The sequence below is a fragment of the Acinetobacter sp. ANC 4862 genome (assembly GCF_004336635.1).
Taxonomy (GTDB): domain Bacteria; phylum Pseudomonadota; class Gammaproteobacteria; order Pseudomonadales; family Moraxellaceae; genus Acinetobacter.
Genome location: NZ_SJXH01000023.1, coordinates 38,768 through 53,392 on the forward strand (window position 1 = coordinate 38,768; position 14,625 = coordinate 53,392).

The 14,625-nt window shown below is 40.2% G+C and carries 14 protein-coding genes, 2 tRNA genes and 1 pseudogene; 7 read left to right on the forward strand and 10 right to left on the reverse strand.

The genetic code is table 11. The annotated features are described in order from the left end of the window. Positions 1-5: 5 nt before the first annotated feature. Positions 6-956: a homoserine kinase gene (locus E0409_RS10800; RefSeq protein WP_131290744.1), complete on the reverse strand. Its 951-nt coding sequence runs from the start codon at positions 954-956 to the stop codon at positions 6-8. 113 nt (positions 957-1,069) lie between these two features. Between E0409_RS10800 and hisF the strand changes: the two genes are divergently transcribed. Beyond that, complete coding sequence (hisF, locus tag E0409_RS10805; protein WP_131290747.1) at positions 1,070-1,828, forward strand: imidazole glycerol phosphate synthase subunit HisF; 759 nt, start codon at positions 1,070-1,072, stop codon at positions 1,826-1,828. A gap of 362 nt (positions 1,829-2,190) precedes the next feature. Here hisF and E0409_RS10810 read toward each other — a convergent pair whose 3' ends face one another. Next, positions 2,191-2,802 (reverse strand): hypothetical protein, encoded by a 612-nt coding sequence (locus tag E0409_RS10810; RefSeq protein WP_131290751.1) that lies wholly within the window; start codon positions 2,800-2,802, stop codon positions 2,191-2,193. Positions 2,803-2,905: 103 nt separating this feature from the next. Between E0409_RS10810 and E0409_RS10815 the strand changes: the two genes are divergently transcribed. Both E0409_RS10815 and E0409_RS10820 read left to right on the forward strand, forming a co-directional pair. After that, positions 2,906-3,907, forward strand: coding sequence for an AraC family transcriptional regulator (locus E0409_RS10815; RefSeq protein WP_131290754.1), 1,002 nt, complete (start codon positions 2,906-2,908; stop codon positions 3,905-3,907). 65 nt (positions 3,908-3,972) lie between these two features. Further along, positions 3,973-4,122: pseudogene (locus E0409_RS10820) on the forward strand (aquaporin); the annotation flags it as partial. Between the two features lie 76 nt (positions 4,123-4,198). On the opposite strand, the gene E0409_RS10825 reads toward E0409_RS10820, so the two are convergent. Both E0409_RS10825 and E0409_RS10830 read right to left on the reverse strand, forming a co-directional pair. Next, entirely contained in the window at positions 4,199-4,444 is a 246-nt protein-coding gene (locus E0409_RS10825) for a hypothetical protein (RefSeq protein WP_131290757.1), read from the reverse strand. A 69-nt stretch (positions 4,445-4,513) separates the two neighbouring features. After that, positions 4,514-5,626, reverse strand: a complete 1,113-nt coding sequence (locus E0409_RS10830) for a DNA/RNA non-specific endonuclease (RefSeq protein ID WP_131290776.1) — start codon at positions 5,624-5,626, stop codon at positions 4,514-4,516. 254 nt (positions 5,627-5,880) lie between these two features. On the opposite strand from E0409_RS10830, the gene E0409_RS10835 reads away from it, so the two are divergent. Beyond that, positions 5,881-6,582 (forward strand): hypothetical protein, encoded by a 702-nt coding sequence (locus E0409_RS10835; RefSeq protein ID WP_131290759.1) that lies wholly within the window; start codon positions 5,881-5,883, stop codon positions 6,580-6,582. A gap of 101 nt (positions 6,583-6,683) precedes the next feature. Here E0409_RS10835 and E0409_RS10840 read toward each other — a convergent pair whose 3' ends face one another. Continuing rightward, positions 6,684-8,564, reverse strand: a complete 1,881-nt coding sequence (locus E0409_RS10840; protein WP_131290761.1) for a potassium transporter Kup — start codon at positions 8,562-8,564, stop codon at positions 6,684-6,686. Positions 8,565-8,686: 122 nt separating this feature from the next. Here E0409_RS10840 and E0409_RS10845 point away from each other — a divergent pair. The 3 genes from E0409_RS10845 to E0409_RS10855 all read left to right on the forward strand — a co-directional run bounded on the left by E0409_RS10845 (position 8,687) and on the right by E0409_RS10855 (position 9,502). Then, a tRNA-Ser gene (locus E0409_RS10845) sits at positions 8,687-8,776 on the forward strand. A gap of 284 nt (positions 8,777-9,060) precedes the next feature. Then, entirely contained in the window at positions 9,061-9,288 is a 228-nt protein-coding gene (locus tag E0409_RS10850) for a hypothetical protein (protein WP_131290763.1), read from the forward strand. A gap of 138 nt (positions 9,289-9,426) precedes the next feature. Then, positions 9,427-9,502 (forward strand) — tRNA-Thr (locus E0409_RS10855). Between the two features lie 85 nt (positions 9,503-9,587). Here E0409_RS10855 and E0409_RS10860 read toward each other — a convergent pair. The 5 genes from E0409_RS10860 to E0409_RS10880 all read right to left on the reverse strand — a co-directional run. Beyond that, positions 9,588-10,415: an SAM-dependent methyltransferase gene (locus tag E0409_RS10860; RefSeq protein ID WP_131290765.1), complete on the reverse strand. Its 828-nt coding sequence runs from the start codon at positions 10,413-10,415 to the stop codon at positions 9,588-9,590. Between the two features lie 3 nt (positions 10,416-10,418). Then, on the reverse strand, positions 10,419-11,717 hold the full coding sequence (locus E0409_RS10865; RefSeq protein ID WP_213073369.1) for an FAD-dependent oxidoreductase: 1,299 nt from the start codon (positions 11,715-11,717) through the stop codon (positions 10,419-10,421). A gap of 428 nt (positions 11,718-12,145) precedes the next feature. Beyond that, positions 12,146-13,033, reverse strand: a complete 888-nt coding sequence (locus E0409_RS10870; RefSeq protein WP_131290768.1) for a pirin family protein — start codon at positions 13,031-13,033, stop codon at positions 12,146-12,148. Positions 13,034-13,475: 442 nt separating this feature from the next. Further along, the gene (gene ahpC, locus E0409_RS10875; RefSeq protein WP_131290770.1) at positions 13,476-14,039 is read right to left on the reverse strand and encodes an alkyl hydroperoxide reductase subunit C; all 564 of its coding nucleotides are present in this window, start codon (positions 14,037-14,039) and stop codon (positions 13,476-13,478) included. Between the two features lie 395 nt (positions 14,040-14,434). Next, positions 14,435-14,625: integrase core domain-containing protein (locus tag E0409_RS10880; protein WP_165541327.1), on the reverse strand; the 191-nt coding region annotated here is incomplete at its 5' end.

Sequence of the window (14,625 nt, forward strand, 5' to 3'; positions counted from 1 at the left end):
TATTTTTAAGCAGTCACAAATTTTAGTCTCTCTACCAGCATATTACGCATCTCTTGTGGATTTTTCTGCAAAATATCATCTCCAGTACGTCCCTGCTGTGCATTTTTTTGTGCAACTTGTAAACGCATCAGCCAAAACCGAGCTGCTGCCATCGCCAAATATAGCTCTAAACAGGCTTTTTCATCAGTCGTTAATGGACGTACGGTTTCATACGCTTCCAAGAAAACTTGTGCCTTAACTTCGTTTAAATGCACGTCTGGATATTCGGTACAAAAGTCATTTAAAGTAATGGCGATATCAAACAGAAACTCATCTTTATTCAGTTCGTAAAAATCCAGAATACCTTTTAATTCGTTACCTTCAAACAAGGTATTGTCGCGAAATAAGTCTGAATGAATAAAACCTTTAGGACGGTTGGGATAGACCGCAGTTAAAGCCTCATACAGACCCAGAACTTCACTCAATAAAATAGCATCCGCAGGATTTAAAGTCGGTTTTAATTCTTTAGCGACTTGTAACCAATAATCATGATTACGATACTCTGCACGTTCTAAAGGAAAATCTTGTAATGCGATATGCATTTTCGCCTGGGCAATGGCAATCGCTTGTGCTTGTTCCACAGTCGATGGCATCGGGTGTTGACCGATCATGCGTGGTGCAATTTGAGCAGGCTTATTTTTTAGAGTATGGATAGCTTTACCCGCATAATTTAACGGCACGGGTACTGCTAAACCATATTTGCCTAAATGCTCAAGTACTGGAACCAATTCCCCTGCGCCTTGCTCATCCATCTCTTCAAATATAGTGAGTACATACTGCGTAGCATTTTCACAAACTAAAAAATAGTTTGTATTCTGAATACCTCCTTGAATTGGAATCAGGTCAATCACCTCTAATCCATAAGGTGCTGCAAAAGCCTGAACTTCCTGTAAAGTCAAAGTGGTATAAACCGACATAGAAAACCTGCAAAAAAACTTACATAATTTTGATAGAATACCTTCTCCAACTACCAAGGTGTAGCACCTTCGTGGCGAAGTTTCATAATCGGCTGTTATTTTTGGAAAAAATTATGCTTGCTAAACGTATTATTCCTTGCCTTGACGTAGATAATGGTCGAGTGGTGAAAGGTGTGCAATTCCTTGATATTCGTGATGCAGGCGACCCGGTTGAAGTTGCACGTCGCTATAACGAACAAGGTGCCGATGAAATTACCTTCTTAGATATTACTGCAACCTCGAGCGGCCGTGACACCACTTACCGTACTGTTGAACGTATGGCAGAAAGTGTATTCGTTCCCTTAACCGTAGGTGGCGGTGTGCGTAAAGTTGAGGATATTCGCTCATTACTCAATGCAGGTGCCGATAAAGTCAGCATTAACTCGGCTGCGGTATTTAATCCAGAATTTGTACAAGAAGCATCGCAACGCTTTGGGGCACAATGTATTGTGGTCGCCATTGATGCGAAAAAAACCGGTGAAAATAAATGGGAAATTTTCACTCACGGTGGTCGTAAACCTACCGGTATTGATGCCATTGAATGGGCTGTAAAAATGGCTGAATATGGCGCAGGTGAACTGCTGATTACCTCTATGGATGCGGATGGTACCAAATCGGGTTACGACCTCAAATTAATGCGTCAAATCAATGATCGCGTAAATATTCCGACCATTGCTTCGGGTGGTGTCGGCTGTTTACAACATTTAGCGGATGGAATTTTAATTGGCGGTGCAGATGCAGTTTTGGCAGCGTCTATTTTCCACTTTGGTCAATACACCATTCCTGAAGCAAAACAATATCTCGCAGCACAAGGCATTGAAATGCGTCTTTAATTTTTTGATGTGATCAAGCTTAAAAAGGGTGTTTTAATAACACCCTTTTTTTATTTTAATAAAGCCAAAATAAAAATTAAGATAAAAAAAAGGAGTCTTAGAGACTCCCTATAAACCAAGAAAACTACAGCGCGTGGTTTCTTGCAACATAAAACAAAAGATATATACACTGACCAGGTCAAGTTTGCTTACAACTTAACGATGCAGCAAATATAGAATAAAAAGGCATTGGAATATTGACCATCAATGCCAAAAATATTGACAATTTACGACATGACTTTAAAAGTCAGTATTGATCGTCCATTTAAAATCAAAAGATTAGTTTAAACTCGCTAAAATTAAAACCATAAACGCTCGATCCTTTATTTCTCAACCGATAATGGAGGCACTTTTTCTACCCATTTTGCAGGAAAGTAAGTCTCTGCCACAAAATTCAATACCTTTGAAATAGGTTGAGGCAATGCAATGCCCAGCGGATTCTGTTCTTGCAAATCTTTTGATGAAATCACCCGGGTTCCGAGCACATAGTCAAACCAAGGCTTGGTCACACACCAGTTGGCATCCTGATTAGAATTCATATGATGATCATAATGCCAGGGAATTTTTTTCATTGCCCAGTCTGGCTCTAAATGGGCACGGCGATGAATATAATAATAATTACAGGCACTATAGACTGCGGCGAAAGCCATGCCTTTCGAGACAGGATAAAACATTAAACTGGTGCTCGTCGCCACTACTGCCAGAGAAACGATTTCATTTTTAGTGCGCCAGTTTGAAATGCCTTCGACATAGCCATGATCATGAAATGCCGTTTTACGAACTTCACGATGATGTTCCCAATGTGATTTCATACTTTCAGGTACAGGGCTATAACGCGGCTTTCCAGTACGATGCGTACCATGCAAAATATATTTATGTGCAATCCATTCAAAGCCATTGGCCACCACCAATCCAACCAAAAAACCTTTCCACATATCAGTTCTCCTTCAATTGTATTGAATATAGACAATGAACTGTGCTAAATATTGACCATAATATAAAACTTCATTGACAAATTACGACAATAAAAAGATCAATATGCAGCAACTCAAGGATTACACAGGCTCCGTTTACGGGGGACTTGGACATTTACTTTATGCCTATAGCCAGGCTAAAGGCATAACTATTTCTAAAAAACTGGAACAAATTCAAAACTTGGAACGTTTTGAATTCGGTGTTTGGCGTGACTTACTGACGGATATGCAACAGCATATTCAAGTGCCTGCACTGGGCTTGGATATTGCCGAATTTGTACAACCCAAACATCTCGGTATCCTTGCTTATATTGCGCTGTCCTGTAATACCTTGGGGGAAATGTTACAACGTTATCATGATTTTCACCGCTTGATTTACGATGGCAGTGCTTTACATGTCAATATGCGGGGTGACTATTTAACCATTGGTTGGGGGGATATTCCCTTTCATATGACCACCCAACTCACCCATGAAATTTCGATCGCCTTGCTGTTTCAGTTTGTGAAACACTTCATGGAATTTGATGATATTCACTTGCATGAGGTTCATTTTGTTCATCCGGCACCGAAAAATATCGCGCTATATGAGCAATATTTCCGTTGTAAAGTTCGCTTTTCACAACCGGTTGCACAAATTGTTGTGCCTGTTTACGAGCTTGCAAGACCTTTTCAGCAAGGTGACCAAACCCTGCAACATCTGCTGATGCAGCAAGCTCAAGCGCTGTTGGACAAGCTTCCCAATTCCACCCAACTGGATCAACGTCTACAACAGGCAATTTTAACCGGCTTACAAAAAAACCTGTATCAAATCGAACCCATTGCCCAGCAATTAAACATGTCGGTACGCCAGCTACAACGCCATTTACAACAACAAGGCACAAGCTATCAACAGCGCATGCAAGAAGTTCGACATCTGCTAGCAGAACAATATTTAAAAGATCCGCATTTAAGCCTGCAAGACATTGCTTTATTGCTGAGTTATTCTGAACAAAGTGCTTTCCAACGCGCCTTTAAACAGTGGACTGGCTCTACACCACAACAATGGAGACAACAACAATATTGCTAAAATCTAATCCCGGTCATACTAGTGCCATGTCTCTTCATCCTGTTGGGATTGAGAAATGTTCAATTACTTCGGTTAATCCAGCACGGAGTACCGGCATTGCCTTCTTTGCGGAAACAGCTGTGTTAATTCAGCTTTGGCTATTCTGGGTAGCTCCGATTTTTGGTGCCATTGTTGGCGCGCTCATTTATAAAGTAGTGGCCTCGAAAAAAGAGTAAAATATCACCCATAAAAAAGCTCACATCAGGTGAGCTTTTTTATGTTCCATGTGGAACATTTTGTTTTTATAGCTATTTATAAAAATGGATTTTCAATTTCCTGTTCATCTTGACGATCAATTTTCTCCGGCAAATTGGGTTCGTTCTCTAAGGCACTGACCACATCATTTAAAAATGCCTGTAAAATCTTGGCAGCTTGCAAGCCAGCCTGGTCTTTAGTCAGCTGCAAATTGCCATAAATACTGACACAATCTTCTTGGTTTTCTAAAGTGAGGTCGTGAATAGCATGCGATTCGGTACCATTTACAAAAGGCTTGAACATTGTATTCTCACTGATCTTTGTTGTTATTTAAAAGGTAGGATGATTTCCCTCATCCTACCTAAAAAAGGCTTATTTCAACAACTGTAAAATGTACTGTAAAAGTCCTTCAATCAATTGTTTAACAATTGAATCTTGAGTATTTGAATCCATCGTTGGTGCCACATTCTTGTTCTCACCCGATGGTGTAGTCGTTGCAGACGAGCTTAGCGAGGAAGATTTAAACTGTTTCTGTAAAATGCTGAGTGCGTCTGCACTGACTTCTTCGGCACACTGGCTTTCTGCGTCCCAATGTGAATAGGCAATTTTCTGCGTTGCTTTGACCGCACTTGCCTTTAATGGCAAATTGTAAGTATTGCGCTTTTGGTCTTCTGTTAACTGAGGAAAAATATTAATTCCAGTGAGATCTTCCAATGCACATATACTGATCACATGCACTTTTGGTGCAGTATCTTTCAGGGTATTGTCGGCATAGTACACACCTGCAGCCCCTGTTTTTGGCATATAGATGGCTTTGTAGGTCGCTGTTGGAACAATGACACCTTTACCAATCGTTTTGAGTTTTTTCGCAGAATATACAGGCCCTGTGACCACATAAACTTCCTGCTTCTGCTTGGTCACAATCGCCCGCGTAGCTTCCTCTAACTCACGCCAGACCTGCTGATTATTTTTAGGCGCTTGCGGCACCATATTGGCGAGAGAAAAACTGTCATATTGCGCAGCTTTAGTGGGCATATCTGCATTCGGTGCCATATGTCCGCGATCATAACCTGATGCTTTATAATCCGCTAATGTCGCCTGATGTTCCACTTTGACTTTGGTTTCTTCATGAAAGCTATCTTCACGCGGAATTTTTTGACTTAAGCGTTGTGGAGTCAAGGCTTCTGCAACCCACAAAGGCGTTTTCGACACCCCCGAATACATTACATTGAAACCATTAAAACACAGTGGATAAGTATTTTTATTGAGACTTTCTTTTGTTAAATAAGGTGGAATATCACGATAAAATTGATCTAAACAAGCCGAATTTGATGAAGATGGCAACGAAACAAATTGCTGGATTTTTTCTTGTCCAAACGCAATCGCAAAACTACTGGTCGCGACCAAACCTAAAATAATTTTTAAACTATTTTGATTTAAAAGTTGAACCCAGGATTTACTGGTTTTACGTTTCTTAATTGCCATTTCTAGATAAACACTCATTTTCCATGAGCTTAACAAGCAGGGAAAATGAAGTATATGTAGCGAAAGTTGTTTGTTTAACATTTAAGCAAAACATGGTTAACAAAAGCACAGTTGTTGTAACAGTATGTCTCATTTTCTAAAGCTTTTATAAAGACTCTTAATGGCTTTACGTATGTTTGATTGAAAAACTGATCCTCATTATGACAAGGTAAAAATACGCAAGATTCGGAATTATTATTTCTACGGAGTATTTTATGCATTCGAAGCTGTTAGGTTTAAGTCTGGTTACAGGACTAATGAGTGCAACTGCATTCGCAGAACCCGCAATTCAACCTGGCGATTCTTTAGAAAGTTTATCTAAAGTTAAAGTGACTACTACCGTGAATGGTCAAGCAGGTTCGATTCAAGATTTAGTGACAAGTGGTCAAATCCGTATTGTCGATGCAAACCAAATCGCTGCTGAACCGACTCAAGCTGGATCTGAGACACAACAAGCACAAACCAATTTAGCTGCAGATGAAACTGCGCCACAGGCTGCAGACATGAATACCACAGCACAAACGGTTGAAGCCTCGCCAGAGCAAGCAAATAATCCTGCTCTCGAGCAAAGCGCTCAAGCTGCGTCTGAAAATGTAGATCCAATGCAGCCCAATGCAGAATTAGCTGCACAACAAACTGAACAAGTGATGAATCAAGAAGCTGCAGCTGCACAAGCGCCAGTGAATGATGCCAATCAAAATGTGGCTGCTGCGCCTGTCAATGCTGCAGATATGTCGCAAACAGATGTAACCAACGAGGCTATCGCTGTGGCACCGATGAATACTGCTGAAACAAATGAAGCATTTGCTGCTACACCTGAAGCTACACAGCCAAATAATGCCGTACAAGCTACTCCAGAAGCTGATGTTACAGATGCGCCAGTGAATGCCTCTCCAGAAGCTCCGGCTGCAGAATAAACAGAGAACTAATCACTCTCTCGTTTTCAGGGCTTTCTTCCTCCAAATAAAAAACCAAGGATTTTCCACCTTGGTTTTTTATTGTCTGTCATTTTTGGCCGTTAAATTTCGATTTGACTGCCCAGCTCCACCACGCGATTAGGTGGGATTTGATAAAAATCGCTGACTGGACTGGTATTACGTTGCATGGAAATAAACAGTTTTTCACGCCACGGAGACAAGCCATCTCCGACTGTATGAATCAGTCGATCACGTGAAATAAAGAAGCTCATTTGCATCATGTCGAAGTCAAAACCTAACTGTTGATAGGCCTGTTCCAGTGCCTCTGGAATATTGGGCTGGTCTTTAAAACCGTAATACACTGAAATACGATAGAAACGGTCATCCAGTTTCTCGACTTTATTACGCTCTTCTTCTGCCACATAAGGAATATCACGGGTGATGACCGTCACCATAATATTCAACTCATGCAGTACTTTATTGTGCTTAATATTGTGCAACATGGCATGCGGCACAATATTTGGCGTACCGGTCAGGAATACTGCAGCACCCGGAACAAAGTGTGTTTCGGCACTCATGCTAATACTTTTGATGAACAGATCGATCGGCAATGCATCTTTTTCCAAACGTGCAAGTACAATTTCTCGTCCTGCTTTCCAGGTCATCAAAATAGTATAAACCACTGCACCAATCAAAATTGGCACCCAACCACCGGCAATAATTTTCAATGAGGTTGATGCCACAAAAACAAAATCAATCAGCAAGAAAGGTACGGCAAATAACAGAACTTTCCACACTGGCCAACGCCAAAAACCATAGGCGAGGAACGAAATTAAAATCGTACCGCACAGCATGGTCATGGTAACGGCAACCCCATAAGCACTGGCGAGATTGGCACTATTTTCAAACAATAAAATCAGGATAATTACCGAAATGAATAACACCCAATTGATGAATGGCAAATAGATTTGACCTTGTTCAACATCCGAAGTGTGATGCACGGTTAAGCGCGGCAAATAGCGCAGTTGAATCGCCTGATTGGTCATTGAGAACACGCCCGTAATGACCGCTTGTGATGCAATGACTGCCGCAGCAGTTGCTAAACCAATCATGGGAAATAAAGCCCAATCCGGAACCAGCATATAGAATGGATTGGCAATTGCATCTGGGTTACGGAGCAACAGTGCCCCCTGTCCTGCATAGTTAAACAGTAGACAAGGTAAAACAATGATGAACCAAGCGAGGCGTATCGGTAAGCGACCAAAATGTCCCATATCCGCATATAAGGCTTCGCCACCGGTTATGGTCAGAATCACTGCACCCATGGTCAGGAAAGCCACATACGGCTGATGGACAATAAAGTTGAAGGCCCAATGCGGGCTCACCATGGTCAATACAAATGGCGTTTGGATAATACTCCACACACCCAGTGCACCAATAGATAAAAACCAAGCCATGGTTAAGGGGCCAAAATATTTCCCCATGGTCGCCGTACCATGCCGTTGTACGAGAAACAATCCAGCCAAAATACCAATCGCTAAAGGCATTAACCATTGGTTAAACATCGGTGTCGCGATACTCAAGCCTTCAATGGCTGACAAGACAGAAATTGCCGGGGTAATGATGCCATCACCAAAGAACAGTGATGCACCAATAAAGCCTAAAGCGATCAGATAAATCTTTTTGTTCTCGGCAATACGTGAGGTCCGCAGGTTCAATGCCAATAACGACATAATCCCGCCTTCACCATTATTGTCTGCACGCATAATGAGGGTGACGTATTTGAAACTAATCGTCAGCATCATGCACCAAAAGATTAGCGATAAAATTCCAAGCACGGAGGCTTCAGTGATAGCGAGATGGGCGGTGAGGAAACATTGCCGAAGGGCATACAATGGACTGGTACCAATGTCTCCGAATACAACCCCAAGTGCTGCGAGGGTAATCACAGGTAAGGCGGCTTTCTTTGCAGTACTTTGCATATTTTGTCTTCGTTTGTAGACACAATTTTTTCGCCATCATATCACCGAGAAAAAACTTTTGCTTTAAATCAATTGTTTCAACTTGGCAGAGTTCATTTTTTTGGTTATCATCGCGGCGCAATGGTGAGGTGTCCGAGTGGCTTAAGGAGCACGCCTGGAAAGTGTGTATACGTTTGCGCGTATCGAGGGTTCGAATCCCTCTCTCACCGCCAGAATTTAAAAAAGACCTAAATCGAACGATTTAGGTCTTTTTTATTGCTTATAAAATCGCTTAGCACCCTATTCGGTTCATTTATTTTCAAAATTTTTATGCATGACTATAAATAATTTCTTAATCTTCTTATTTAAAATTTCGAATCAAGCAACGATAAAAATAACAATAAAAAAAATTATCATCAAGCTGCAATATTCTGCTGATAATAATCGTATTACAGCACCTTCAATCAAATCATAAAATCACATTCAACATATAAAAAACTGCTATTCGGGAGTAAGCATGAATACCAGCCATAATTATGTAAAACAGATCAAGAATGCGAAACGTGGGGGTTATACCCCAACCATTGCCAAAGATATTAATAAACATAAAGTTCAGAAAGCCATACGTTTAATTGAACAATGGAGAAAGCTCGCAGATGAACTCAAGCCACAAATGCAAATCGACATGGCATTAACATTAGAAGAATGTGCTGAAGATTTATATCAAATTTTAAGGAATAAATAACACTGCTAAAATTGAAAGATTGTTTTACGTCGATACATTTTTTTGATTCTTCAAAATATCAAAAAATATGAATGCAATTCAATCGCTCATTTTTTGGCTTGCGTTTTTAACAAAATTCGCTATTATTCATCCCACGTTGCCGGCATAGCTCAGTTGGTAGAGCAACTGACTTGTAATCAGTAGGTCCACAGTTCGAATCCGTGTGCCGGCACCATTTTATACTTAGCCTCGCTTTTTAGTGAGGCTTTGTTGTTTCTGGACTTTGGCTTTTCAAAGACTAGCTAAAATGTCAGTGCTTATTATTTTTTCGCGCTGATTTGCACATACTTGACCCAACCATCTGCATAAAGCTTGGCACATAATTTTGCTGTCATGCGAATTTTAAATGCATCCAAATCTGTAGGCTGTTGGGGTAATTGCTGCAATTTGTGAAAATATTTTGCAAAACCCTGTAAAACTTCTTCAGATAAATCACGGATTTCAATACCCTCAAAATCATAGCTCTGCAAAGTTTGTTTCAGGACTGATTCCGTCATTAAATTATTTAAATTCACATCCGCTGCTTTTAACAACCACTGATACTTTTTCTTTTGGAATGAATTTAAATCCAACCATTGATCAGACAACATTAGATAATGAAAGCCCAGTCTGCCATTTGAATTTAAAACACTCCCGACTGAATCGAGAAATAAATTCAAATTTGAGTGATAGGCAGCGTCGATACACAGCACCACATCAAAGCCAGATTTGAACTGAATCTGTTTTAAATTTAAAAAAGAGTATGGGTGAATTGCAGTAATTTGAAGAAGATGTTTTTGAATTTGAATCACACAACTGGATTGTAATTCCACAGCTTCAATGTGTTGAACATGATATTGCTGCTGCCAATGAAGCAGACTTGCGCCCTGCCCACAGCCTAAATCGAGCAATCTGTCATTTGAAGTTAAATGGACTGCTTGCGCCAACTGATCTGCCAATTGACGACAAGCATCGGGATAGGATGACGCTGCATCATCCCAATAGCCCAAATTACTCCAAGCGAGTTCAGCATCGTCCCCTAACTGTTTTGCGTTAATCGCATACTTATGTTGTGAAAACTGCTGCTGAATCGTTTGAAGCCATTTCATGTATTAGTAGCCGAGTTGTGGGGCAACCTCAACTTTAGGTTTTAATCCCATAAACGGCAATGGGGCATTAAGAATTTCCGCAATATGAATTGCTGAAGTCACTGCCGATTCTAAAAGTGGCAAACCATCGCAAGACCAAGAACCACAATAGAACACTTTACGGTTGAGATCTTTATGGCGTTGTTGCAGCTCTTTATTTAAAGCCACGGTTTGTGAGTCCACCACAGCACGAGTTAAGGTAACGCTGGAAATGATTTTTTTAGGATCAATATCAGTCACCGGTTGCCAAGTCTGGAATACCGGATTTTTACCGACCAGACTTGGCTCAACCGAATTCAACCATACCGTGAACTGTTGACGGGTAAATTTACGATCCATCATATAACTGAGTACCGCCCAATCTTTACGCTTGGGTGGCATCACGGTTTGATCGGTGTGAATCACCAATTGACCCTGTTCAAACTTGAATTTCTTTAACAGCTCAATATCATCTGCAAATTGTTCATTATTTAAAAACGTTTCAATTTTATTGGTCGGTGTCGCCACAATGACACGGTCAAAAATGCGTTGCTCACATAACGCATTTTCAACTAAAACACCATTTTCTTGTTCTTTGACCTGGGTAATGGCAGAGCTATTATGAATTTCAATGCCTTCAATCAGCTTGTCTACCAACGCTGGTGTGCCACCCTGAAGACGCAGCAAAGCATCGCCATCGGTCAATTGACGCAAGAACGTCAATAAAGGTTTTGCCGGCCATTCGCCAATGGTTTTCGGGTTACAGGTACAAATGGTATAGAGCACCGGCATGACTGCGCCATGCCAGAATACTTCTTCAATATCATTATTATTTATAAATTCAGCCAAGGTAATATCTTGATTCTTTGATTTGAAGAATCGAGTGATGGCCGCTTTCAGTTGCAGCATGCCTTTGACCAAGCGCCAACCGTATTGTTGAAGCCCTTTACGGTTGTTAATAATCGGAAAGTTACCAATTCGACTACGCGTGGTGGTCAGCCATGTTTCAGTGCGGTCTTCAAACAACCAGCTGCATGCCATATAGGTACGCACCGGGAAAGTGGGGATACCCAAATATGTCGCCAAACTAAGGGTGTTTTTCCACAAATGAGGATTCATTACACGCAAGGGCGCATCAATTAAACCGCCTTCAAATTCAATGCTATGGCTATCCATACCACGTCCAGGCAAGGCTTCAAAAATAGTTATACTATGCCCTGCATCTTTAAGAATTCTGGCGGCAGCTAGCCCAGCCATGCCACTACCAATAACTGCAATATCCAAAATTATTATCCGTCAGTTACACATAAGATTATTGAAATTATGAACCAAGCGAGATTAAAAAGCGGTATTAAAATCTTCCAGAATATGTTTTTTTAACAAAACTCATCATGATGGAGATCCTAAAAATTTTTACATTTATTTACATAGAAAAAATCTAAAATAAACACAAGAAATTATTAAAATTTTTACAAATAAATTTAAAAAACCCTTTAAAAAAGAATATATATATTAACCAATATTATAACAATCGTTTTACAAAAGCATAAAATATCACTATGATGCATCACATAATAATTTGACTATCATATCCACTATCACCACCCTATAACTATGCAAATGCTGTAAAAACAACAAAATTTATTTCGCAAAAAGCCCCTAAATATTTTAGGGGCTTCTTTATTTCTTGAATGAGCAATGAATGGCCAAAATTAACTGGCAACCGGGATTTCACCGAATTTGCCATTGTTAAAATCATTAAAGGCTTGCACGATTTCATCTTTGGTATTCATCACAAATGGACCATAGCCTTGAATGGGCTCATTCAAAGGTTGACCAGTGAGCACCAGGAATTTGCTGTCTTTAATCGCTTGCAGCTGAATATCGGCTTCACCATCTTGAGCAAACAGGACAATGGAACTACCTTGAACGTGCTGCGTTCCATTCAACTGCATTTCACCGGATAGCACCACAACCAGTACATTGTGGTCTACAGGTACATGAATATGATGCACCTGTTCTGCTTTCAATTCACCATCCCATACATTTACAGGGCTATAAGTAGAGGCAGGACCTGAATGCTCTACATGATCGTCTATATAGCGACCGGCAATCACCCGCAGATGTCCCGCACCTTCCTCAAGTTCAATGACTGGAATCTCTTGTGCTTCAATCGCCTGATATTTAGGTGCGGTCATCTTGTCTGCCGCAGGCAAATTCACCCAAAGCTGCACCATTTCAAACAAGCCACCATTCTTGGCGAATTCTTCAGAATGAAACTCTTCATGCACCAAACCTGCACCCGCAGTCATCCACTGCACATCGCCAGTTTTAATCTGACCGCCGCCACCTGCTGAATCTTTGTGAGTAACCCCACCTTGATAGGCCAGCGTCACCGTTTCAAAACCACGATGCGGATGTGAACCGACCCCATGCTGCTGTGTGGTCGGGCTAAAATGATATGGTGCTGCATAGTCCAAGAGTAAAAATGGACTAATCGCCTGCCCTAAACGATCATAAGAAAACAGGTTTTTAACAGGAAAGCCATCACCCACCCAATGCATGTTCTGGTTACGGTAAACGCCAATAATTTTTTTCATTTCAAAGCTCCTATCACTAGGAAATAATATGGATTTATCTTAAAACTTTTAAAGTCACCAGCCTAGCGCATGAGCAATATACAGCGTCCCAAGCATAGGATAATCTCCTGACTATTTTAAAATGATAGAAATCTGCATAAATGGCTTTTAATCCGGATCACCTTTTCCAATCGTGAAGCCAGCTATTCACTCCATTCAGTCTAATCCTGTTGAGCGAAGTGCCATTGGAGTTGTATTCCTTTAAAAAAGTCTGAGTTGCTTTAAATCGTTCATAAGAAACTCCTCTAAAAAATAAAGTCATGTAGAAATCACTCATTAAAGATGAAGACCCAAAAATTGAGCGGCAAATAGCCTAGCAATCTCGCTTTATTTATTAAATTTTACCGATAAAAAATCCAGGAGCTAAGTCCTGGATTTTTGGGGAGAGTATTTTAACTTGAGATTAAATTTTACCAATCAAATCGATTGAAGGAGCAAGTGTCGCATCCCCTTCTTTCCATTTTGCCGGGCAAACTTCACCTGGGTGCGCATGGACATATTGAGCCGCTTTCACTTTACGCAGAAGCTCTTGTGCATCACGACCAATACCACCGGCATTGATTTCAACAATCTGGATTTTACCTTCAGGGTCAATCACGAAAGTACCACGGTCAGCCAAGCCTTCAGACTCAATCAGAACTTCAAAGTTTTTCGTCAAAGTCCAGGTTGGATCGCCAATCATTGTATATTGGATTTTTTTGATTTGGTCTGAGCTGTCATGCCAAGCTTTATGGGTAAAGTGGGTATCAGTCGATACTGAATAAATCTCAACGCCCATTTTTTGGAATTCAGCATAGTTATCAGCTAAATCGCCTAATTCCGTTGGACAAACGAAAGTGAAGTCTGCAGGATAGAAGAACACCACTGACCATTTACCGATCATGTCTTTTTCAGACACTTGAATGAATTCACCATTTTTATAAGCTGTTGCATTGAATGGCTTTACTTCAGTATTGATTAAACTCATGAGATATTTCCTCTAGCTCGTTTCTGGGATTGCTTATCTTGTGAAGCTAGAATACGAAATATCTTAAAATTGGTAAAACCGTACTTTTTCATAAAAATAATCGAAAAAATAGATTTATTATTTCTATCGATTTTCTGGAAATAATTGTTTTAGACAATAAAAAACCCTCTGCAATGAGAGGGCTTTGAAGATGACTTGCCGTTTTAGATCAATTAGAAGGGAAGTCCATATAAATAAAGATATAAGTAAATTAATTCATGAAGTTAAACAAAATTTATAATTTTTTTGTAAAGTTAAGAAGAATCAAGAAGAGTTTTTTTCTGCTTTATGATATAGAGGTGGTCCCACATGTTTGAACAACTAAAAGCTTATTTATAAGTGATACTCTGCTCTAGTTAAGCTACCTTATTTTGTTGTGGTAGCTGGTCATAGTAAAACTCATCTGGAGTCATTTTGTCCAGACTCGAATGAGGTCGTTTCAAATTATAAAATTCAAAATATGCGTTTAATTGCTTCTTCGCATCCAAAACATTGCTGTAGGCTTTGAGATACACCTCTTCATATTTAACGCTCCGCCATAATCGTT